The 21,523-nt window shown below is 29.4% G+C and carries 25 protein-coding genes; 22 read left to right on the forward strand and 3 right to left on the reverse strand.

Annotated features, from left to right (window positions below; all coding sequences use genetic code 11):
* The first annotated feature begins 257 nt into the window (after window positions 1–257).
* The 9 genes from rpmH to noc all read left to right on the forward strand — a co-directional run bounded on the left by rpmH (window position 258) and on the right by noc (window position 7,554).
* On the forward strand, window positions 258–392 hold the full coding sequence (rpmH, locus tag RBU61_RS17625) for a 50S ribosomal protein L34 (RefSeq protein WP_308876962.1): 135 nt from the start codon (window positions 258–260) through the stop codon (window positions 390–392).
* Window positions 393–464: 72 nt separating this feature from the next.
* Window positions 465–821 (forward strand): ribonuclease P protein component, encoded by a 357-nt coding sequence (gene rnpA, locus RBU61_RS17630; protein WP_308876963.1) that lies wholly within the window; start codon window positions 465–467, stop codon window positions 819–821.
* The gene (gene yidD, locus RBU61_RS17635) at window positions 814–1,029 is read left to right on the forward strand and encodes a membrane protein insertion efficiency factor YidD (protein ID WP_308876964.1); all 216 of its coding nucleotides are present in this window, start codon (window positions 814–816) and stop codon (window positions 1,027–1,029) included. Before rnpA ends, yidD begins: the two co-directional genes overlap by 8 nt.
* Before the next feature lie 14 nt (window positions 1,030–1,043).
* Window positions 1,044–1,751: a YidC/Oxa1 family membrane protein insertase gene (locus RBU61_RS17640; protein WP_308876965.1), complete on the forward strand. Its 708-nt coding sequence runs from the start codon at window positions 1,044–1,046 to the stop codon at window positions 1,749–1,751.
* A 4-nt stretch (window positions 1,752–1,755) separates the two neighbouring features.
* The gene (jag, locus tag RBU61_RS17645) at window positions 1,756–2,382 is read left to right on the forward strand and encodes an RNA-binding cell elongation regulator Jag/EloR (protein WP_308876966.1); all 627 of its coding nucleotides are present in this window, start codon (window positions 1,756–1,758) and stop codon (window positions 2,380–2,382) included.
* A 115-nt stretch (window positions 2,383–2,497) separates the two neighbouring features.
* On the forward strand, window positions 2,498–3,871 hold the full coding sequence (mnmE, locus tag RBU61_RS17650) for a tRNA uridine-5-carboxymethylaminomethyl(34) synthesis GTPase MnmE (protein WP_308876967.1): 1,374 nt from the start codon (window positions 2,498–2,500) through the stop codon (window positions 3,869–3,871).
* 170 nt (window positions 3,872–4,041) lie between these two features.
* The gene (gene mnmG / locus RBU61_RS17655) at window positions 4,042–5,961 is read left to right on the forward strand and encodes a tRNA uridine-5-carboxymethylaminomethyl(34) synthesis enzyme MnmG (RefSeq protein ID WP_308876968.1); all 1,920 of its coding nucleotides are present in this window, start codon (window positions 4,042–4,044) and stop codon (window positions 5,959–5,961) included.
* Window positions 5,948–6,664, forward strand: coding sequence for a 16S rRNA (guanine(527)-N(7))-methyltransferase RsmG (gene rsmG / locus RBU61_RS17660; RefSeq protein ID WP_308876970.1), 717 nt, complete (start codon window positions 5,948–5,950; stop codon window positions 6,662–6,664). Before mnmG ends, rsmG begins: the two co-directional genes overlap by 14 nt.
* A 98-nt stretch (window positions 6,665–6,762) precedes the next feature.
* On the forward strand, window positions 6,763–7,554 hold the full coding sequence (noc, locus tag RBU61_RS17665) for a nucleoid occlusion protein (protein WP_308876971.1): 792 nt from the start codon (window positions 6,763–6,765) through the stop codon (window positions 7,552–7,554).
* A gap of 27 nt (window positions 7,555–7,581) precedes the next feature.
* On the opposite strand, the gene RBU61_RS17670 is transcribed toward noc, so the two are convergent.
* Window positions 7,582–8,355: a polysaccharide deacetylase family protein gene (locus RBU61_RS17670; RefSeq protein ID WP_308876972.1), complete on the reverse strand. Its 774-nt coding sequence runs from the start codon at window positions 8,353–8,355 to the stop codon at window positions 7,582–7,584.
* 277 nt (window positions 8,356–8,632) lie between these two features.
* Here RBU61_RS17670 and RBU61_RS17675 point away from each other — a divergent pair, with 277 nt between their 5' ends.
* Window positions 8,633–9,127, forward strand: a complete 495-nt coding sequence (locus RBU61_RS17675) for a GNAT family N-acetyltransferase (protein WP_308876973.1) — start codon at window positions 8,633–8,635, stop codon at window positions 9,125–9,127.
* A gap of 496 nt (window positions 9,128–9,623) precedes the next feature.
* Here the strand turns inward: RBU61_RS17675 and RBU61_RS17680 are convergent, their stop codons facing one another.
* Window positions 9,624–10,214, reverse strand: a complete 591-nt coding sequence (locus RBU61_RS17680) for a DsbA family protein (RefSeq protein ID WP_308876974.1) — start codon at window positions 10,212–10,214, stop codon at window positions 9,624–9,626.
* Window positions 10,215–10,394: 180 nt separating this feature from the next.
* On the opposite strand from RBU61_RS17680, the gene RBU61_RS17685 reads away from it, so the two are divergent.
* The 6 genes from RBU61_RS17685 (at window position 10,395) to RBU61_RS17710 (ending at window position 14,089) form a co-directional block, all read left to right on the forward strand.
* Window positions 10,395–11,267 carry an aminoglycoside phosphotransferase family protein gene (locus tag RBU61_RS17685; protein WP_308876975.1) on the forward strand — a complete coding sequence of 291 codons (873 nt, stop codon included), beginning with the start codon at window positions 10,395–10,397 and terminating at the stop codon, window positions 11,265–11,267.
* A gap of 82 nt (window positions 11,268–11,349) precedes the next feature.
* Complete coding sequence (gene aac(6'), locus RBU61_RS17690; protein WP_308876977.1) at window positions 11,350–11,784, forward strand: aminoglycoside 6'-N-acetyltransferase; 435 nt, start codon at window positions 11,350–11,352, stop codon at window positions 11,782–11,784.
* A gap of 54 nt (window positions 11,785–11,838) precedes the next feature.
* Window positions 11,839–12,294, forward strand: coding sequence for a GNAT family N-acetyltransferase (locus RBU61_RS17695; RefSeq protein WP_308876978.1), 456 nt, complete (start codon window positions 11,839–11,841; stop codon window positions 12,292–12,294).
* 203 nt (window positions 12,295–12,497) lie between these two features.
* Window positions 12,498–13,211, forward strand: a complete 714-nt coding sequence (locus RBU61_RS17700) for a hypothetical protein (protein ID WP_308876979.1) — start codon at window positions 12,498–12,500, stop codon at window positions 13,209–13,211.
* Between the two features lie 16 nt (window positions 13,212–13,227).
* Window positions 13,228–13,722 (forward strand): hypothetical protein, encoded by a 495-nt coding sequence (locus tag RBU61_RS17705; RefSeq protein ID WP_308876980.1) that lies wholly within the window; start codon window positions 13,228–13,230, stop codon window positions 13,720–13,722.
* A gap of 1 nt (window position 13,723) precedes the next feature.
* Window positions 13,724–14,089 (forward strand): hypothetical protein, encoded by a 366-nt coding sequence (locus RBU61_RS17710; RefSeq protein WP_308876982.1) that lies wholly within the window; start codon window positions 13,724–13,726, stop codon window positions 14,087–14,089.
* Window positions 14,090–14,169: 80 nt separating this feature from the next.
* Here RBU61_RS17710 and RBU61_RS17715 read toward each other — a convergent pair whose 3' ends face one another.
* On the reverse strand, window positions 14,170–14,595 hold the full coding sequence (locus tag RBU61_RS17715) for a hypothetical protein (protein WP_308876983.1): 426 nt from the start codon (window positions 14,593–14,595) through the stop codon (window positions 14,170–14,172).
* 259 nt (window positions 14,596–14,854) lie between these two features.
* Between RBU61_RS17715 and RBU61_RS17720 the strand changes: the two genes are divergently transcribed.
* The 6 genes from RBU61_RS17720 (at window position 14,855) to ade (ending at window position 21,518) form a co-directional block, all read left to right on the forward strand.
* Entirely contained in the window at window positions 14,855–15,622 is a 768-nt protein-coding gene (locus RBU61_RS17720; RefSeq protein WP_308876984.1) for an AAA family ATPase, read from the forward strand.
* 4 nt (window positions 15,623–15,626) lie between these two features.
* Window positions 15,627–16,484 carry a ParB/RepB/Spo0J family partition protein gene (locus tag RBU61_RS17725; protein WP_308876985.1) on the forward strand — a complete coding sequence of 286 codons (858 nt, stop codon included), beginning with the start codon at window positions 15,627–15,629 and terminating at the stop codon, window positions 16,482–16,484.
* 22 nt (window positions 16,485–16,506) lie between these two features.
* Window positions 16,507–17,403, forward strand: coding sequence for a PhzF family phenazine biosynthesis protein (locus RBU61_RS17730; protein WP_308876986.1), 897 nt, complete (start codon window positions 16,507–16,509; stop codon window positions 17,401–17,403).
* A 206-nt stretch (window positions 17,404–17,609) separates the two neighbouring features.
* A complete protein-coding gene (locus tag RBU61_RS17735) occupies window positions 17,610–18,968 on the forward strand; it encodes a sodium:alanine symporter family protein (protein ID WP_308876987.1) in 1,359 nt (452 codons plus the stop codon).
* Window positions 18,969–19,046: 78 nt separating this feature from the next.
* Entirely contained in the window at window positions 19,047–19,685 is a 639-nt protein-coding gene (locus RBU61_RS17740; protein ID WP_308876989.1) for a cyclodeaminase/cyclohydrolase family protein, read from the forward strand.
* A 108-nt stretch (window positions 19,686–19,793) separates the two neighbouring features.
* Window positions 19,794–21,518 (forward strand): adenine deaminase, encoded by a 1,725-nt coding sequence (gene ade / locus RBU61_RS17745; protein WP_308876991.1) that lies wholly within the window; start codon window positions 19,794–19,796, stop codon window positions 21,516–21,518.
* Window positions 21,519–21,523 lie beyond the last annotated feature (5 nt).

Genomic DNA, 21,523 nt, shown 5'->3' on the forward strand with positions numbered 1-21,523 from the left:
AACTTTTAATTCTTAATAACTATAAAATACTATCCACATGTTATTCAATGATAACAAAAAAGACAAATATATTCAACAAATTTATCCACAAGTTAAACATATTGTTAGTAACTTTTTCTAGATATAGTTTTGTTGAAAATTCTTGACATATTTGCTTCAAATAAATATAATCATTAGTAGTATTCATGTTTTCTTATGGAAAACTCTGTATTATTTATATATTTCTGAAGTTATATTATCGAAGGAGGTGTTTATAAGTGAAAAGAACTTATCAACCGAAAAAGAGACAAAGAAGTAGAGAACACGGATTTAGAAAGAGAATGAAAACTAGATCAGGTAGAGAAATAATAAAAGCAAGAAGAAGAAGAGGTAGAAAACAACTAACTGCATAAGGCCGCTAATATGGTGGCCTTTTTATAACGAGTATTTAAGGGCTATTTATTCTATTAGAGGGAGTAAATGCAATGAATAAGATTTATAGATTGAGAAGTAATATGGAGTTTAAGAAGGTATATAGTGGTGGAAAAAATTATTGGAATAGAAATTTAGTGCTTTATGTTAAGAAAAATAATTTAGAAAATACTAGGGTAGGATATTCTATTACTAAAAAAATTGGAAATGCTGTTGTTAGGAATAAAATAAGAAGGCAAATGAAGGAAATTTATAGACTAAACTTTAGTAACATAAAGAATAACTATGATTTAATTTTTATACCAAAAAAGAACACGGTGGATATTTCATATAAGGAATTAGAAAGTGCAATGCTTCATATTTTAAAATTAGCAAATATGCTAGAGGATAAAAGGGATAGTAATGGCTAAAATAGCTATTTTTTTAATCAGATTTTATCAGAATTTTATATCGAAGTATATCCTAACTAGAAAAAACTGCAGATTTTATCCAACTTGCTCGGAATATTCTATACAAGCCTATAAAAAATATGGCTTTATTAAAGGAACTTATTTAACTGTAAGAAGAATATTAAGATGTCATCCATTTAATGAGGGAGGATACGATCCGCTAAAATGATAGGGGGTTTATAAATGACGGCTTTTTTAGGCAATATACTGGGTGGACTTTTAAAGTTTATCTATAACATGGTATCTAATATTGGAACAGAACCACAGAATTTTTCTTTCTATGCAATGGCAATAATAATAACAACTATAATTTTTAAACTTATACTTTTACCTGTTAATTTACATCAAAGTAAATCCTCAAAAAAGATGAACGAAATACAACCTAAAATGAAAGAACTTCAAAATAAATATAAAAATGACCCACAAACCATGCAGATGAAGATGGCAGAATTATATAAAGAACATAATTATAATCCAGCTGCTGGATGTGTACCACTTTTAATTCAATTACCCATTATTCTTGCATTTTTTAAAGTAATGGGTAATCCTACTATTTATGCTTTCAAAGACCCAGTAGCTTATGAGGCTATGAATAAGACATTTTTTTGGATTCAAAACTTGGAAGTTCCAGATCCTTATCTTTGGGGTTTACCATTGTTAGCTGCGGCTACTACTTATTTACAAAGTTTAACGATGGCTCAACCAAGTACAGATCCCCAAGCTCAAGCTACACAGAGAATGATGAATATGTTTTTACCTATAATGATTTTTATGGCTGCAAGAGGATTTGCAGCGGGACTTGCATTATATTGGGTAATAGGTAATATTTTCTCTATTGTACAACAAGTTATAACGAATAGGTCTTTAGGTAAAATTAAGGAGGAGAATTAAAGTCATGAGGTCTGTTATTAAGGTATCAAAAACCGTTGATGAGGCAATAAAAGAGGCTTTAATCGAATTAAATGTAAGTGAAAAAGATGTTAAAATAGATGTAATAGATGAACCAAGTAAAGGTTTATTTGGTTTAATTGGTGGGAAAGATGCAAAGGTTAGGGTTTCTGTAATATATGACCCTATTGAAATAGCAGATAATTATTTATCAAAAATATTAAATTCTATGAATATAAGTGCAGTTAATGTAGTAAAAAAAGAAGGAGATAGCCTAATAGTAGATATAAAAGAAATTAGTTCTACTGATATGGGAATATTAATAGGAAAAAGAGGCAATACTCTTGATGCAATTCAGTATTTATTAAGTTTAGTTATAAATAAAAATCGAGATGATTATACTAAGGTCGTAGTAGATACGGAAGGATATAGGGCTAAGAGAGAAGAAACCCTAATAAAACTAGCTAATAAAATGGCTGAAAAGGCTAAGTATGTGAGAAAGCCTATAAAATTAGAACCTATGAATCCTTATGAAAGAAGAATTATACATTCTGCGTTACAAAATATACAAGGAATAACGACTTATAGTGAAGGTGACGAGCCTTATAGAAGAGTGGTTATCCAATCAAAATAAGACCAAAAACCCAGTATAATACTGGGTTTCTCTTATGATATAGGGAAATTTGTAAATTATTATAAATGTGAATAATATTGGAATATTAATCTAATATTGTTAGTGAGGTGAAATTATGACTATTGCTGCAATTTCTACGGCTGTTGGTGAATCTGGAATAGGTATAGTAAGAATTAGCGGTAAAAATGCACTAAGTATTGGAAATGTAATATTTAGAGGTAGCAAGGTAGAGGAATTAAGTGAAAAATATAATAGGAAATTAGTATATGGCTACATTATAGATAAAAAAAATGACCAGCTAATAGACGAAGTTCTAATATCCTTTATGAAAGGACCTATGACATATACCAGAGAAGATATGGTAGAGATATACTGTCATGGTGGTATTATTTCAGTAAAAAAGGTACTAGAACTTATACTAAATAGTGGAGCAAGGTTGGCTGAACCAGGAGAATTTACTAAAAGAGCATTTTTAAATGGAAGGCTGGATTTAGCCCAAGCTGAAGCTATTATAGATTTAATAAAGGCTAAGACCGATAAAAGCTTTGAAACATCTCTAGATCAATTGGAAGGTTCATTATCTAGAAAGATAAAGGAAATAAGAAATATATTATTGGAAATGATCGCTCATGTGGAAGTTTCAATAGATTTCCCAGATGACGATATAGAAGAAGTTACCTATGATGATTTAGAGATAAATGGAAATAAGGTAAAGAAAGAAATAGAAAAGCTTCTATCTACAGCAGATAGAGGTAAAATTCTAAGGGATGGATTGAATACTGTAATATTAGGTAAACCTAATGTTGGTAAATCATCTTTACTAAATGCAATCCTTCGTGAAAATAGGGCTATAGTAACTGATATACCAGGTACTACAAGAGATATTATAGAGGAATATGTTAATATAGATGGAATACCCCTTAGAATAGTAGATACTGCTGGTATTAGAGATACAGATGATATAGTGGAACAAATAGGCGTAGATAAGGCTAAGGAAACTGTTGAAAAGTCTGACCTAATCATAGGAGTATTTGATGCTTCAAGGGAATTGTCAAATGAAGATTATGAAATAATAGATTTAATTAAAAACAAAAAGAGTATAGTTATTTTAAATAAAACTGATTTACCTACTAAATATAATAGAGATTATTTAAAAAGCCTTATAAATAATAAAGAAATAATTGAAACCTCCATTACATCGGATATAGGTATAGATATATTAGAAAAATCTATAAAAGATATGTTTTATAGTGGAGAAGTAGAAATTTATTCCGATACTATAGTAACTAATATGAGACATAAAAATCAATTAATCAAGTCTCTAGAAAATATAACTCAGGCTTTAGAAGATATAAGAGGAAATGTACCCATAGATTGTATAGAAGTCGATTTAAAAAATTGTTGGGAAAACTTAGGTGAAATCTCAGGCGACACCATAGGAGAAGATATTTTAGATAAGATATTTTCTGAATTTTGTATAGGAAAGTAAGAAAAGATAGTGAATAGTGAAAAGTGAATAGTGAAAAGTGTATAGATTTGAATTAATAAAGAATATCTATTTTAGTTTTTAGTTAATAGTTTCGAATAAATTCGAAACTTACCTGAACTATTCACTATTAGTTATTAGTTATTCACTGGTTTAATAGAAAGGTGAAATTTATGAAAGAAGTGAAAAAATATTTTGCAGGAGAATATGACGTTATAGTAATAGGTGCTGGCCATGCAGGTGTTGAAGCAGCTCTTTCTAGTAGTAGAATGGGCATGAATACCATGATAATGACAATGAGCTTAGATTCTATAGTAGCCTTATCTTGTAATCCTAATATAGGAGGTACTGGGAAAGGTCACTTAGTAAGGGAAATAGATGCCCTTGGTGGAGAGATGGCATTAAATATAGATAAGTCCTTTATTCAATCAAGGATGTTAAATACATCTAAAGGTCCTGCAGTTCATTCTCTTAGGGTTCAAGCGGATAAAAACATGTATCATACTGAAATGAAGAAGGTATTAGAGGAAGAACCAAATTTAACCCTAAGACAAGGAGAAGTAATAGATATATTATTAGAAAATAATGTAGTAAAAGGAGTCCTAACTAGAACAGGGGCAATTTATAATTGTAAGGCTGTAATATTAGCTACAGGAACTTATTTAAAGGGTAGAATATTTATGGGTGAAGTCAACTATGAATCAGGACCTGATGGAATGTTTCCTTCTATACTCTTATCAGATGCATTAAAAGAAAAGGGTTTTAATATGAGAAGGCTTAAAACAGGTACGCCTGCCAGAGTTCATAAAGATAGTGTAGATTATTCAAAGATGGAAATTCAACCAGGAGATAAAGAAGTTATACCTTTTTCTTTCTTAAATATGGATAAAACATTTGATAAAGAACAAGTTCCATGCTATTTAACTTATACTACAGAAAAGATGCATGAAATCATAAGAAATAATCTACATCGTTCTCCAATGTATGCAGGAGATATTGATGGGGTAGGTCCTAGGTATTGTCCTTCAATAGAAGATAAAGTAATTAGATTTGCAGATAGAAATAAACATCAAGTATTTATTGAACCAGAAGGTCTATCTACAAAGGAAATGTATGTACAAGGAGTAAGCTCCACATTACCAGAAGAAGTTCAATTGGAAATGTATAAGGAAGTGATAGGCCTTGAAAATGTAAGATTTATGAGATCAGCCTATGCAATTGAATATGATTCCATAGATTCTACAATATTGAAGAGAACATTGGAACATAAGGAGATAGAAAATCTTTTCTTTGCAGGACAAATAAATGGATCTTCAGGATATGAAGAAGCTGCAGCTCAAGGTTTAATTGCTGGAATAAATGCAGTATTAAATATAAAAGGAGAAGAGCCTTTTATACTTGATAGGTCAGAAGCATATATTGGAGTTCTAATTGATGATTTAGTTACTAAGGGCACAGAAGAGCCTTACAGGATGATGACATCTAGAGCCGAGTATAGGCTTACATTAAGACAAGATAATGCGGATTTAAGGCTTACAGAGCGTGGATATAAAGTAGGACTAGTAACAGAAGAAAGATATAAAAGAATGTTAGAAAAAAAAGAAGCTATAGAAATTGAATTAGAAAGACTTAAAAATGTTCAAGTAAATCCTACCAAGGAAAGCAATGATATAATTGAGAGTTTAAATAGTTCTCCAATAAATACACCTACAAATATTTATGAGTTAATAAAAAGACCTGAATTGGGATATGATTTATTATCAGCTTTAGATTTAGATAGACCAGAGCTATTAAGGGAAATTAGATTACAGGTAGAGACTCAAATAAAATATGAGGGATATATAAAGAAACAAATGATTCAAATAGAACAATTTAAAAAACTAGAAAATAAAAAGTTAAGCGAAGATATGGACTATAATGAAGTAAAGGGACTTAGCAACGAAGCAAAACAAAAATTAAATGATATAAAGCCTGATTCTGTAGGACAGGCCTCTAGAATATCGGGAGTATCGCCATCCGATATAAATGTATTATTAATTTATTTAGAACATAAAAGAAGGGTGGGAAAAGAAAATAGAGATGAACTCGATTAATACCCTATTAGATGGAATAGTAGATTTAAATATTGAATTAAGTCAAGAACAACAAAATCAGTTTATTAAATATAAGAGATTATTAAAGGAATGGAATGAAAAAATTAATATTACTGCCATAACAGATGATATAGAAATTGATGTAAAACATTTTTTAGATAGCCTTACTCCAGTAGTTACTAAATTATTTGATGGCAAAAAAAGTATAATAGATATAGGGACAGGAGGAGGTTTTCCAGGTCTACCTCTTAAAATTTTCAATGAAGAATTGAAAGTTACACTACTAGATAGTTTAAACAAAAGGATTATTTTCTTAAATGAAGTTATTAAAGATTTAGGATTAAAAAATATAGAAGCCATACATGGAAGGGCAGAAGAACTTGGTAGAACAGAGAATTATAGGGAACAATATGATATTTGCATATCTAGAGCAGTTGCATCATTGAATACCCTATCAGAATATTGTATGCCTTTTGTAAAAGTAGGTGGATATTTTATATCTATGAAGGGTGAAGATGTAGAAGAAGAGCTTAAAGAAGCAGAAAAGGGAATTAAAATATTAGGTGGAAGTATACTGAAAAAAGAACTAGTAAAAATTCCTAAATCCGATATAGTGCATTCTTTGATAATAATAGAGAAAATAAAAGAAACTCCTACAAAATATCCCAGGGGTGGAGGAAAGCCAAAGAAAACTCCATTATAATTTGTAGAAATTTGTAGGAAAAAACTTGGGCAATAAAGAAGGAAATAATCTACCTAATGTAGAAATATATATTAATGTCAATTGAGAAGAGGGATGTCATGAAAAATACTCAACCGGAAATAAAATATATTCCTATATCTATTATTAAACCTAATCCATATCAGCCTAGGAAAGAGTTTAATCAAAGATCTCTAGAAGAACTTAGTCAATCTATAAAATCATATGGAGTAATTCAACCTATTAGTGTTAGAGAGATTAGGGAAGACTCTTATGAGTTAATAGCTGGAGAAAGAAGACTTAGAGCTTCTGAATTGGCTGGATTAAATGAAATACCAGCTATTATAGTAGACTATAGAGATAAAGAATCAGCTTTAATTGCATTAATGGAGAACCTCCAAAGGGAAGACTTAAATTTCATTGAAGAAGCTGAAGGATACTATAATCTAATATCAGATCATGGTTTTACTCAACAAGAAATAGCAGAAAAAATGGGTAAAAATCAGTCTACAGTTGCTAATAAACTAAGACTTTTAAAATTACCTGAAGATATTAAGAAAAGTTTATTGGAATATAACCTTACTGAAAGACATGGAAGAGCATTATTAAAGCTGGCAGATGACGATTTAAAAAGAAAGATACTTGAAAGAGTAATAAAAAATGAACTAAATGTAAATCGAACAGAGACTTTAGTTAATGATATATTAAATGATTTAACTAAAGAGGAACATGTTGAATCAAAACAAAATATAAAAAGCTTAATAAATGTTAGAATTTATTTAAATACATTTAAAAAGGCCTTTTCTGCTATTAAAGATACTGGAGTTAATGCAGAGTATAAGGAAGTGGATAAAGGTGACCATGTGGAAGTAGTAGTAAAGATACCAAAATAGAGTTAGGATTCCTAACTCTATTTTAATTTAATTGAAATTATTCAATACTTTTCTATCTTGGGAAAGATTGATAAGCTCCGACATAGTAACAAACTGATATCCTTCATCGACTAATTTAGGTAAAATTACCTTTAATGCTCCTACAGTATGGCTTTCAGGCTTATATACATAATCATGGAACAAAATAATGTCTCCATTTTGTACCTTAGATAAAGTAGTATCTATTACAACGTCTACCCCAGGATTGCTCCAATCCTTAGAATCCTGATAAAAAGTCCAGAGAACTACAGAAGAATCATCACTACTTACAATCTTAATTACATCATCATTATAATTTCCATAGGGTGGTCTAAAAACCTTAGGTCTTATATTTGCTATGGAATAGACTATATCTTGAGTTTTTTCAAATTCTTGTTTAATTACCTTAGCTGATACTTTTTTCATATTTACATGAGAATATGAATGATTGCCAACTTCATGACCTTCAGCAATTTGTCTTCTAATTATCTCTGGATATGTTTCGGCATATTTACCTAATACAAAAAAAGTTGCCTTAGCATTATATTGTTTTAATAAGTCTAAGATTTCCACAGTATATTCTGGATGGGGACCATCATCAAAGGTTAGAGCTATAATCTTATCTTCCTTTGATCCCCTTGAAACAATAGCAGCACGATTATTTGAATTTGAAAATGCATATAGGGTCTTAGGATATGTATTATATATGGTTACTACCATGAACACAATAACTACAATAGTTAAATCTAATATTATATTAACATCTTTTCTTATTCCATTCATTTAAATTCTCCTTATTTTGAAATATTCAACTTATATAAAATTATATTCAATAGGGCAAGTACATATTAATAAATCTAGAGAATAACTAATAACAAATAGTTAAGAAAATTGTTTCACGTGGAACATTCTATTTATTTAGTTAGTGATATAGCTTATAAGTTGGTTTAAGTCAATAATATAGAGTATTCTTAACTATTCTGATTGAATAAGGAAGGGCGTTATGATATTCTCTTAATAAAAGAGTTATATAGGTAAAATAGAGGGTGGGGAGTAGAGGATGATATTTTTATCAAAAGAGTTTTATATAGAGCAGTTGGAAAATAAAGATTTGAAAGAGGTCCTTGAAGTATATAATTCTAATGGCAAATTTTTAACAAATCATATAGATAAGAGTACAGTAACAAATGAATGGATAACTGAGGAACTAGAATATATGAAGGATAGTGGATTTCGTTCTTGTAAGGTAATTCACATAGCTACAGGAAAGATAGTGGGAATAATGGATTTTAAGGTGGATGAGGAAATATATTTATCACTATTGATGATACATAATGATTTTCAGGGAAAGGGATTTGGAAAAATAATTTATAATGGGTTTGAGGAATATGTTAAATCATTGAAAAGGAAATGCATCAGAATAGATGTAGTAATTAATTATGATAATTCTATACTAAAGTTTTGGAAAGATAATGGATTTGTTAAATCCAAAGATATAGAATTAAATTGGGCAGGGAAAGCTTTACCTGCTGTAACTATGAAGAAATATCTTTAATTATTTGTTATGCAGCATTTAGATGTTGCATAAGAGTAGAAAAGTATTCAATAAACCAAGAGGTTTAGTATAGAATTATTTTTGAAAACTTGTATTTTCTTAACTCAATAAACAGGTTATAAGGAAGAGCCAAGTTTTCATTGACAAATACAATATGAAAAATCATAATGACAGTAATTGGTAATAGTATGAAATTGTTAACTAGAAAGTGTGTAGTTTTAAATAAGTTATATCATTAAAAACGAAGCCGTATTTTTGATTTTAAAAGCATTTGAAATAAGTATTAATAGAAAAGTGTGCAAATAAAGTTAGAAAGCAATAATGGGGCCTTTAAAACCTATAAATAAATTTTCTCGAATTTGACTATATTATAAGGAGTAATAAAATTTTTGGAAACTATTTATAATATTATCAGCAGGTACTTTCATAATGCTATGGAAATAAAGATATAAAGCCAATAAATGTTCCATGTGGAACATTTATTGGCTTTATATCTTTAAGCTACTAGATCTTTTTTAAACTTCTCATAATCCTTCAGCAATTCTACTTTCTTTTTATCATTTACAATAAAAGTAGGCACACTTTCTATTTCATATACTGATACTAAATTTCTTGCTTCCTCTATTTTATCATTAAAAGTACCTTCTTCAATACAATTATTCATCTCTACTATATTAAGTCCTGCAGCTAGACCTATTTCATTTACTATAGTAGGGTCGCCTACATTTTTTCCGTATTCAAATATTGCTTTAAAAGCTTCCTTAGCAAATTCATAATATTTATTCTCTTTATTTGCATAAAGAGCAGCTTGATGAAGTCTATTAGTATTAAACTTTTTGGTTTTATTATTATATACTAATTCATATTCTCTTCCCAGTCGTTCTATTCTTCTATAGCTCATGTCTATTTGTTCTTGAGGAATATGATTTAATAAATCATCTCCATCTAAAGAGACATTTGAATCTAAAATATAAGGTATCCATTCAATATTTATATTGGTATTTTCCTTTCTTAGTCTATCAGCTATTGAGAAGCCTATATAGCAGAAAGGACATGCAAAATCTGAAAATATCTTTATATTAACCATCAAATCACTCCTATATTTTTATTTTTATGTAGTTTAGATATACCCAACATAAGATATAATTAACAAATTCTACGTGAATGGAAATGATTATAATATAATTAAGTCTAATATAGTCAGTGGTAAAGCAATCTACTTATGGTAAAATTATAAATAAGAAGATTAAAATGGAGCTGAAGTTCTATGGTAGATGGATTAGATAGAATGAGACAACCAGAAAAATGGAGAGAGACTATAGATCCTTTTTCTTTAAAGTTTAATAATTTTTATCTTGAGGAGATATTAGGGTATCCCCATGCAGGAAATGATGTTTTTTATGTTAAAGGAATAGAAAAGTCAGGAGAAGAAATAACAGCATTCCTAAAAGTAGAAAGGCAGAAAACTGCTGATACAGAAAGAGAAGTTTCAATAATCAATAAGCTGGATTTCCCATTTTTACCTAATATTATAGATTATTCATTCAATACTCCTAAATATATTTTAACGGAGGAAGCAGAAGGTAATCGTCTATCATATATTTTAGGAGATAATAAGAATATGGAATCCTTAAAATATATGAATGTTTACGGAGAATTATTAGCAAAAGTACATAATATAAAAATAGAAGCTCCACCTGTGAAGAAAAGAGATTTTACATTATCCCATAAATTCTATTTAGAGAATAATCTAGAGTATATAGAGCAATATTTGTTAGATAAAGAAGCTAAAGAGACAAAATGTTTTATTCATGGAGATTGTCACTATGGAAATATTCTATGGAAAGATTACAAAGTATCTTGTCTATTAGACTATGAATTGTCTGGATATGGAAGCAGGGAATATGACTTAGCATGGTCATTAGTATTAAGACCAGGACAAAAGTTTCTAAGAACAGCAAGAGAAAGGGAAGTTTTCTTAGAATCCTATGGTAAATATCATAAATTTTCAAAGCCAGCTTTTGATTACTATATGGTTTTATTTGGAATATTTTTTTATAGTATTAGTTTAGATAAACAATATAAAGAATATAGGATTATTATTATCGATATGATTAAAGGCATTATATCAAATAATTGAGTGAATTAAGGTATAGTAAATAATAAGTGCAATAAAAGGTATATAGATATGGAAGTATGGAATTGAGAAATAGGAGGAAAAAATGATTAAACAAGCATCTGTTGAAGACTGTAAAATAGTTTCAGAGTTGGCTATATTGTTATGGGAGGATAATGAGATAAACAGTTTGGAAGAGGATTTTTTAAGTTATATCAATTTAAATAAAGGAGCTATTTTTCTTTACTTTGATAATATGGAGCCAATTGGATTTGCACAGGTTGGCCTAAGGTATGACTATGTTGAAGGAACTGAAAGTAGTCCTGTTGGGTATTTAGAAGGTATTTTTATAAAAGATAATTTTCGCAAAAAAGGATTTGGAAAAAAGTTACTTTATCAGTGTGAGATTTGGGCAAGAAATCAAGGATGTAAAGAGTTTGGAAGTGATTGTGAACTGGATAATCTAGATAGTTTAAAGTTTCATTTAAGTTCCAATTTTGAAGAATCAAATAGAATAATATGTTTTAAGAAAAATTTATAAATATGATATAAATTTTCTGAAAAAATATAAATAAAACTGAAATGAGGTGATGTTATGATACAAAAATACGATTTTAAGAAGCTAAACCTTTCAGATTTAGACCTTGTATTACAAATGGAAAAGGATTTTAGAAGTGGATTTGTTGTTGAGGAAAATGTGAGACAGTTTCTTTTAAGCCCAAATAACTGGATTTTTGCCTGTATTCAAGATAAAAGAGTAATTGGATTTGCATATGGGTATGAGCTTAATCGTCTTGATAGCAAAGGAAATATGTTATATATCCATGAAGTTGGTGTACTTCCAGAATATCAAAGACAAGGTATTGGACTTCAGATTCTTACTAATATAAAGAACTTATGTAAGTTGACAGGTATATGTAGATTCTTTTTGTTTACACAAAAACATAATATTGCTGCATGTTCATTATATGAAAAGGCTGGTGGCGAAAAAACATCTGATGGACGGCATAATGATGTAACATATTTCTTTAATACAAGTGGAAAAAGATAGTTTCTGTAGAGTTGGGAAAGAAATATCTGTATTCTATAAGAAGATAAATTCAGAAATAGATGATTATGATATAAGTACAAATATATTATAGATAATTCAAATTAATACTTTGGTAATATATATTGGAAGATTAAATCGTAATATTAAATTAACATATAAAAAAATTATAATAAGACTTTAAAAGATACTATGGGGATGATTATATGGAAAAAACAAGGAAAGTTATTGTAGGTATAATTTCATCTATATATCTAACACTTGTACTTCTCAAAATTGATATTCTAAGTAATACTTTTATTGTTTTTACTGGGATAGTACTTATAAGCCAAGCAATGGATGAATGGAATAGATATAAAGAGACAAAAAGGAAAATATATTTGATTATTCCTATCGCCTTATTGTCTATTATTACTTTTTCTATAATTTTTATAACTTTAACAAGGTGTTTACATATTAATATGGATAAAACAAAGGAGTATATAGGGGAAAAGTTATCTATAGGGATAATTGGTGATATTCCTGAGATTAGAGAAGTGGAAATAGAATTTGAAATAATTGATTTTGATTTTTTGAAAGAAGAGGACTTTGATTCTACATATGATGCCATATTTATTACTAAGGACAATTTTAAAAAGGCGTCTAATGCTGAATATGTATCTATATATAAGACATCAGAAATACCATTTTATTTTATTGAAAATGAGAAAACTCATGTTAATTTCATAAAGGAAGATTTGTCCTATGGAGATGAACCAGATGCTGAAGATGGAATGTATATAACAGGATTATTTTATAGTAAAGATAAGGTTTGGGGATATGGTTTATATAATAATACTAAAAATGAGACTAATATAAGAGCAGTATATTCTAGAATTTTTGAAGATATTTCAAAAATAAGAAATGGTGAATTACCATAAAAAAGGATGAGTCAAATTGAAAAGATTTATTAAATGGGCTTTTATTTGTCTAGGGATTATTATAACCATAGGTACTGTTATAAAACTAATGGACTATAATTCTCTATCAAGTAAAAACACCAGATCATTAGAAAAAGCATTATCTGAAGATATTAAATTAGGAAAATATAGTAATGAAGGAATGGTAAAAGATTTAATTACTATTGATTATGATAAATTATATGTATTTGAACCCTATGAGTCAGTTGAAGAAATGGAAAAACAACTGGGACTTAAATATACTAAATTAAAAGTAGCTTATAGTGAGGGATGGATCAATATGGTATTTGTCAAAGGAAATAAGATAGTTGCTTATTTGTATGGATTTAATTCTTACTATATAGATATACCAAAGGATATATATTTTAAAGAAGAAATAAATCAAATGACATACCATAGTGAAGAAAGAGAAATTGGAAATTCATCAGGTACTCCAAAGAAATATATATATTATGAATTTAAGGAGAAATAATATGGAATATAGTGCATTCAATGAAATGATGAATTATTATCATTGGGATTTTTTTGTATATTATATTTTAACTTTTATAGTTTTTATAAATTGCATGAAATCTATTATATATTTTTACTCTGTTAAAAAAGGTAAATTATTAAAAGTTATTGCAAGTTATATAGATATATTTATAAGTATATTGGCAGGTGTAGGACTATTATATGGAACATTTTTTCAAGGAATACTTACGGATATTCCAGCAAATAATGGTAGTCAATGGTGGAGTAGAATATTTATTTTAGATATAATAGCTTTTGTTTTATTTATTATTCAACTTGTTTCTATAGTAAAAGGTAGAACTATAGAGAAGGAAAAAAGCCCCTAATGTTTCACGTGGAACATTAAGGGCAAGTTTTTTCCTGAATTCAGAGAGACAAAATCTTTAGATGGATTAAACTAGGGTTCTTATCTTAGTCTGAAATCTAAAATATTTGATAATATTTTTATTTCACCAGTAAAAGGGAAACATACAAGTTTATTTTCTGTTTCGAAAATCATAAAAAAAGGTAAATCATTTTTTGGAACTATAAGATATACTTCCTCGACAGTTGTATCTAGCCATTTGTTTTGTACTTGAATTGCAGAATTAAGTGGAAATCTAATGGCATATTCATCATCCTTTATAGGATCAACTTTTGCATAGACTTTATCTATTTTATTTATCCAGTCTATAATCATATTATTGATTTCTTTGTTTGTCTCTACCATTTTTACTACCTTATCTTGCTTAGGGTCAAATATTTCAATATATTTAGATGTATCAGCACTAATAATTTTCGGATGAAGAAGCATGATAAATACAGCCATTATAATCAAAACCTTTTTCACCATATATATCACCCCATAATTAGTATTCTCATAATATTCTTTTAAAATAACAGAAATAAATTGGTATATAATATTGTTGGATTGGTATAGTGTTAATTCATGGAATTGAAAATATTACAGTATTAATGTCTTTATTTTTAAATTAATTTTACAAAATCATTAACAAGATTTAATGTTCCACGTGAAACATTAAATCTTTCTTTTAAATATTAAAATAATCTGATATTATATAATTATGATATATATGGAAGGTGGTGGTTTTTTGGGTAAAATTATATCTATATTTAATCAAAAAGGTGGAGTTGGGAAGACCACAACCACTATAAATCTAAGTGCTGGAGTTGGAAAGTTAGGTAAAAAGGTTCTTTTAATTGATATTGACCCTCAAGGTAATGCAACTTCAGGTCTAGGAGTAGAAAAGGACAATGGACAACCTATTATATATGATGTATTAGTAAATAATATTGGATTAAAGGATGCTATTAGGGAGACATCTGCTGAAAATGTAAGTATAATTGGATCTAATAATGAATTAGCAGGTCTAGAAATAGAATTAGCTAGAGAAGGTAATTGGGAAAATATATTGAGTAGCAAACTTAGTACTATTAGAGATGAATATGATTATATTTTTATAGACTGCCCTCCATCTTTAGGTATTTTATCAATTATAGGTTTAGTTGCTTCAGATAGTGTAATTATACCTATTCAATGTGAATACTATGCACTGGAAGGTGTAAGTCAATTATTTGATACAATAAAATTAGTGCGAAAAGGATTAAATCCAAATTTAGAAATAGAGGGTGTAGTTCTGAGTATGTTTGATGGTAGGACAAACCTATCTATACAAGTAGTTGAAGAAGTAAAAAGCTTTTTTAAAGGAAAGGTTTATGTAAGTCTTATTCCTAGAAATGTTAGGTTAGCCGAAGCTCCAAGTTATGGTTTATCTATTCTAGATTATGATCTAAAATCAAAAGGGGCTGAAGCCTATATGGAGTTAGCAGAAGAATTCCTAGAGCTAGTTGAGGAGTGATAAGATGAGTATAAAGAAAAGAGGTTTAGGAAAAGGATTATCGGCTTTAATTTCAGATGAAATGATTATAGAGAATAAACAATCTAAGGAAATTATTGAAAATATAGACATAAGCTTAATTAGTCCTAATAAAAAACAGCCAAGAAAAGAATTCCAAGAAGAAGCGTTGATTGATTTAACTAATTCTATAAAGACACATGGTCTAATACAGCCTATTATAGTAAGAAAAATAAAAAATAAATATGAGATTATAGCAGGAGAAAGAAGATGGAGAGCATCTAAGGCTGCTAAGTTAAAGGAAATGCCATGTATAGTAAAGGACGTAGATGAAGAATTATCGGCTAAGTTTGCCTTAATCGAAAATATTCAGAGGGAAGATTTAAGTCCAATAGAAGAAGCCATAGCCTATAAGCAGCTAATGAAAGACTATAATTTGACTCAAGAGGAAGTAGCAAATCAAGTAGGAAAATCAAGATCATATATAGCCAATACCATACGACTTTTAAATTTAGAAAAAGAAATAGTAGACTATATATCTAAGGGAGAATTAACACCAGGTCATGGTAAGGCTTTGTTAGGAATTAAAGATAAGAAGAAGCAAATAATGATTGCAGAAGAAATAATAAAAAATAATTTAAATGTTCGTGATGTAGAAACAATTGTAAATAAAAAAGCAACTTCTATTAAAAAGACTAGTAGTTTGCCTAATAAAGATCCTCATATAAGAAGCCTTGAAGAAGAATTGATGGGGATACTGGGTACTAAAGTTAATTTAATAAAAGGGGACAAGAAGGGTAAAATTGAAATAGAATATTATGGATATGAAGATTTAGAAAGAATTATAGATGTTTTGACTAAGTAAATACTGAAAGGAGAAGTACTTTATGGAAGTGAAAATGTACCAAGTAAATGCTTTTTCAGATAAGCTCCTTGGAGGAAACCCTGCAGGAGTGGTATTAAGTGTAGATGGATTACCAGACGATATAATGCAGAACATTGCAAAAGAAATAAATTTATCTGAAACTGCATTTATAACTCCTCTTCAAAGAGATAATTTTAATGTAAGGTTTTTTACTCCAGTATGTGAGGTAGACTTATGTGGTCATGCTACTATAGCCGCGTTTTATACTTTAGCTAAAGAGGGATATATTAGTCCAATTAAAGATGGTGTAAAAACTGTTTATCAACATACAAAAGTAGGAAAATTATCAATAGAAATTCATTTTGAAAATAGACGGGTAAGTAAAATATTCATGGAACAAGCTATTCCTAAAAAATTGGGTAAAATTAAGGATATATTATCATTGTCTAATATAATGGGAATTTCTGCAGAAGATATAGGAGTATTAGATAAGAACATAGCTCCTGAAATAATTTCAACAGGATTAAAGGATATTATATTACCAATAAAGAAGAAAGAGATATTAGATAGTTTGATTGTAGATAAGGTATTATTAAGTGAATTATCAGAGAAACTTGGAGTAGTAGGAGTACATGGATTTCATTTACCAGAATTAAATTCAGAGATTGCATATACTAGAAACTTTGCCCCTCTAGTAGGCATAGATGAAGAAGCTGCAACTGGAACATCAAATGGAGCCTTAATTTACTTTTTAAAGGAAAATAAACTAATAAAAGATAATAAGCTAACATCATTTCAAGGTGAAACCATGAATAGACCTAGCAAAATATATTGTAGAATTGAAGAGAATGAAGGAGATTCAGTAGTCAAAGTAGGTGGAAGTGCTAAATTAATAATTAGTGGAACTATGTTCATATAATCAACCAAAGCTTGGTTGATTTTTTATTGCAAAAATCAGACGGTTTATGTCAAAAAATGTCGCAATACAGGGAGCTTTAAAATAAATAGTCTAAATGTAAGATAATTAACAAACAATTCCTAAGATTTGATTTACAAAGATAGACATAAATGATATATTAGAACTGTGTCATAAAAATTTATTATACTTAAGAGGAGGTAGTTTTAATGCAAGCGTTTGTTAATGAAGTGAATGTATTCTTGTGGGAAAATTTTCTAATGTATGCCCTATTAATAACAGGAATCTATTACACTATCAGACTAGGTGTTCCACAAATATCTAAAATTGGACCAGGATTCAAGCAAGCTTTTGGTGGAATATTTAAAAAAGAAAAAAATGCAAATGCAGATGGAGATGCAGATGGAATGACATCATTCCAAGCATTAGCAACAGCAGTTGCGGCACAAGTAGGTACAGGAAACTTAGCAGGTGTGGCAACAGCTATAGCATCTGGTGGTCCAGGAGCTATTTTTTGGATGTGGATGTCAGCATTATTTGGTATGGCTACAAACTTTGGTGAGGCTGTACTTGCACAAAAATATGCAGATAGATCTGGTGATGAAGTAACAGGTGGTCCTGCATATTATTTATCTAGAGGAGTAAAAAGTAAATTTTTAGCTGGATTTTTTGCTGTTACTATAATAATAGCACTAGGATTTGTTGGTAATATGGTTCAATCTAACTCAATAGCAACAGCAGTAAATGTAGCTTTTGGCTTTAATAAAGTAGCTATAGGAATTGCTACAGCAATTTTTGTTGGTCTTATATTAGTAGGTGGTATGAGTAGAATAGCATCATTTGCAGAGTTAGTAGTACCTTTCATGGCATTACTTTATATTATAGGAAGTTTTGTTATAATATTCAAAAATCCTGCAGCTATAGGACCAGCATTTAAGAGTATTGTCCAAGGAGCATTTACTACTCAAGCAGCAGTAGGTGGAGCTTTGGGAGTTACTATGAAGCAAGCAGTTAAATTTGGTATAGCAAGAGGATTATTCTCAAACGAAGCAGGTATGGGTTCAACACCACATGCCCATGCAGTGGCAAAAGTAGCACACCCTGCACAACAAGGTATGGTTGCTATGGTTGGAGTTATTATAGATACAATTGTTATTTGTACAGTAACAGCACTTATAAATTTAGTTACAGGAGCCAATACTTTAGGTCTTACTGGAATAGAAATGACTCAAGAAGCATTTAGATTAGGACTTGGTAACTTTGGAACAATATTTATAGCTATTAGTTTATTCTTCTTTGCACTTACTACTATTATAGGATGGTATTTCTTTGGAGAAGCAAATATCAAATATTTATTTGGAGCTAAAGCTGTAAATATTTATAAAATTGCAGTTCTTGGATTTATAATATTAGGTTCATTTATGGAAGTAGGTATAGTTTGGGACTTAGCAGATATGTTCAATGGTTTAATGGTTATTCCAAACTTAATAGGTCTTTTAATATTAGCACCTCAAGCAGCTGCTATAATAAAAGATTATGATACAAGTTTTATTAAACAACAAAGATAATATACTATATAAAAAAAGGGAACAATACTGTTCCCTTTTTTTATTACTTATAGTAAAATAGGTCTAGGAGGGGATAAAATGTTTATAGATAAAAGTTTAAAAGAGTACATAGCTGCTACAGCTAGTGGAGAACCTACACCAGGAGGAGGAAGTGTTTCCGCTTTAGTAGGTAGTTTAGGGGGAGCACTTACTAATATGGTATATAACTTAACTGTTGGTAAAAAGGCCTACGAAGAATTATCAGATGATATTAAGTCAAAGATCGTCGAAAATTCTAAGGAAGTAGAAAAACTAGTTGAAGCTTTAAATGGTATTGTAGACGAAGACACAAAAGCATTTGACAAGGTAATGGAAGCTTTCAAACTTCCAAAGGAGACAGATGAGGAAAAGGCCACAAGAAGCAATGCTATCCAAGAAGGGTATAAAGTAGCATTAGAGGTTCCATTAAGATGTGCAGAGAAATGTTTAAGAGTATTACAACTACAAGATATTTTTGCTGAATATGGAAATGTAAATGCTATTACAGATGTGGGGGTAGGTACATTATTGGCTTATGCAGGATTGGAAGGAGCATTATTTAATGTAACTATTAACCTAGGAAGTATAAAAGATGAATCATTTAAGAAAGAAATATCAGCTAAAGTAGATAATCTTTTAACTGAAGGAAAGAAATTAAAAGAGGAACTACTAAAGGTTGTATATAAAAGATTGGGATAGGAGAAGGGAAACCTTCTCTTTTTCTTTATTAAATCATAAAAATATTGTATTATAATAGTAGTAGTATCATAAGTAATTCTCACCATTAAGGCTTAAGGAGGTAGTAAGATGTTTACGGAGCAGCTGGCAGATCTTATAACTAAAGCAAAAGGTGTTAAAGAAGCAGAATTAGTATTAAAAAATATAAATATAATAAATGTTTTTTCAGGTGAAATAATAAAGGGAGATGTAGCTATTGATAGCGGCAAAATAATAGGTATAGGTGAATATAATGGTAAAGAGGAGATTGATTTAGAAGGTAGATATTTATCTCCAGGCTTTATAGATAGCCATGTTCATATAGAGTCCTCAATGTCATCACCTTCTCAATTTGCTAAGGTAATAGTTCCAAGAGGTGTAACTACTATAGTGGCTGATCCTCATGAAATAGCAAATGTTAAAGGAATAGAAGGCATAAAATATATAATAGAAGATAGTAAAAATGTTCCATTAGATGTTCATATAATGTTGCCTAGCTGCGTTCCATCTACAAACTTTGAAAATGCAGGAGCTATATTAAAGGCCGATGATTTAAAGGAGTTATTGAAGGAAGAAGATGTTATAGGACTAGGAGAAATGATGAATTATCCTGGTGTAATATCTTTAGACGAGGATGTATTAAATAAGTTAGCTTTATTTAAAGATAAAGTAATAGATGGCCATGGTCCTATGATTTCTGGAAAGGATTTAAATGCATATGTGGCATCAGGTATAAAGACAGAACATGAGTGTTCGACAACTGACGAAGTATTAGATCGTTTAAGATTAGGTATGTATATACTCCTTCGTGAAGGATCAGCTGCAAAGGATTTGAGAAATATAATTCAAGTTGTAAATAAAGATAATTTAAGAAGATTCTTATTCTGTACTGATGATAAACATCCAGAAGACTTAATTAATGAAGGAACTATAGATTTTAATATTAAACTTGCTATTAGGGCAGGTATTGAACCAGTAAATGCAATTAGGATGGCTACCTTAAACCCAGCTGAGTGTTATGGACTAAAAGGTAAGGGAGCTATAGCACCAGGATATATTGCAGATTTAGTAGTAATGGATAATTTAGATGATTTAAATATATTGAAGGTATTTAAAAATGGAAAATTAGTAGGCGAAAATAACAGGGCATTATTTCAGCCAGAAATACATTTACCAAAGAATATGACAGATTCAGTAAATATAAAGGATATTAAATTAGATGATATTAAAATTCCTATGGAAAATAGAAACGCAAATATAATAGGAGTAGTGGAAGATAGCTTAGTCACTGAATCCATAGTAAAAGAAGTAAATGTCCTAGATGGTTATTTTGATTTCTCAGATGATAATATACAAAAGATTATAGTAGCTGAAAGACATTTGGGTACAGGGAATATAGGGGTAGGACTTATAGAAAACTTCAATCTAAAAAATGGATCAATAGGCTCAACCATAGGTCATGATTCACATAATATAATAGTGATAGGTGATAATGATAGGGATATATTAATTGCCATAGAAGAGTTAAGAAACATTGGGGGTGGACTTACAATAGTAAAAGATGGTGAGATTCTAAAAAGTTTACCCTTAGAAATCGGTGGAATTATGACTTCCAGACCAGTTGAAGAAACTAATGCTGTTCTTAAGGAAATGATAAGCTTATGTTATGAAGAATTAAATGTAAATAAGAATATAGATCCTTTTATGACCCTAGCATTTATGGCGTTACCTGTTATACCTAAATTAAAACTTACAGATATGGGTTTATTTGATGTGGAGAAATTTGATTTTGTTAAAGTATGTAGAGATGTTTAGTATAA

It is taken from the genome of Tissierella sp. MB52-C2, from assembly GCF_030931715.1.
In the GTDB taxonomy this organism is placed as follows: Bacteria; Bacillota; Clostridia; order Tissierellales; family Tissierellaceae; genus Tissierella.

Excerpts from the sequence above, each read along its gene's own strand:
- rnpA (WP_308876963.1), top strand. The coding sequence starts at position 465 with ATGAATAAGATTTATAGATTGAGAAGTAATATGGAGTTTAAGAAGGTA.
- yidD (WP_308876964.1), top strand. The coding sequence starts at position 814 with ATGGCTAAAATAGCTATTTTTTTAATCAGATTTTATCAGAATTTTATA.
- RBU61_RS17640 (WP_308876965.1), top strand. The coding sequence starts at position 1,044 with ATGACGGCTTTTTTAGGCAATATACTGGGTGGACTTTTAAAGTTTATC.
- jag (WP_308876966.1), top strand. The coding sequence starts at position 1,756 with ATGAGGTCTGTTATTAAGGTATCAAAAACCGTTGATGAGGCAATAAAA.
- mnmE (WP_308876967.1), top strand. The coding sequence starts at position 2,498 with ATGACTATTGCTGCAATTTCTACGGCTGTTGGTGAATCTGGAATAGGT.
- mnmG (WP_308876968.1), top strand. The coding sequence starts at position 4,042 with ATGAAAGAAGTGAAAAAATATTTTGCAGGAGAATATGACGTTATAGTA.
- rsmG (WP_308876970.1), top strand. The coding sequence starts at position 5,948 with ATGAACTCGATTAATACCCTATTAGATGGAATAGTAGATTTAAATATT.
- noc (WP_308876971.1), top strand. The coding sequence starts at position 6,763 with ATGAAAAATACTCAACCGGAAATAAAATATATTCCTATATCTATTATT.
- RBU61_RS17670 (WP_308876972.1), bottom strand. The coding sequence starts at position 8,355 with ATGAATGGAATAAGAAAAGATGTTAATATAATATTAGATTTAACTATT.
- RBU61_RS17675 (WP_308876973.1), top strand. The coding sequence starts at position 8,633 with ATGATATTTTTATCAAAAGAGTTTTATATAGAGCAGTTGGAAAATAAA.
- RBU61_RS17680 (WP_308876974.1), bottom strand. The coding sequence starts at position 10,214 with ATGGTTAATATAAAGATATTTTCAGATTTTGCATGTCCTTTCTGCTAT.
- RBU61_RS17685 (WP_308876975.1), top strand. The coding sequence starts at position 10,395 with ATGGTAGATGGATTAGATAGAATGAGACAACCAGAAAAATGGAGAGAG.
- RBU61_RS17695 (WP_308876978.1), top strand. The coding sequence starts at position 11,839 with ATGATACAAAAATACGATTTTAAGAAGCTAAACCTTTCAGATTTAGAC.
- RBU61_RS17700 (WP_308876979.1), top strand. The coding sequence starts at position 12,498 with ATGGAAAAAACAAGGAAAGTTATTGTAGGTATAATTTCATCTATATAT.
- RBU61_RS17710 (WP_308876982.1), top strand. The coding sequence starts at position 13,724 with ATGGAATATAGTGCATTCAATGAAATGATGAATTATTATCATTGGGAT.
- RBU61_RS17715 (WP_308876983.1), bottom strand. The coding sequence starts at position 14,595 with ATGGTGAAAAAGGTTTTGATTATAATGGCTGTATTTATCATGCTTCTT.
- RBU61_RS17725 (WP_308876985.1), top strand. The coding sequence starts at position 15,627 with ATGAGTATAAAGAAAAGAGGTTTAGGAAAAGGATTATCGGCTTTAATT.
- RBU61_RS17730 (WP_308876986.1), top strand. The coding sequence starts at position 16,507 with ATGGAAGTGAAAATGTACCAAGTAAATGCTTTTTCAGATAAGCTCCTT.
- RBU61_RS17735 (WP_308876987.1), top strand. The coding sequence starts at position 17,610 with ATGCAAGCGTTTGTTAATGAAGTGAATGTATTCTTGTGGGAAAATTTT.
- RBU61_RS17740 (WP_308876989.1), top strand. The coding sequence starts at position 19,047 with ATGTTTATAGATAAAAGTTTAAAAGAGTACATAGCTGCTACAGCTAGT.
- ade (WP_308876991.1), top strand. The coding sequence starts at position 19,794 with ATGTTTACGGAGCAGCTGGCAGATCTTATAACTAAAGCAAAAGGTGTT.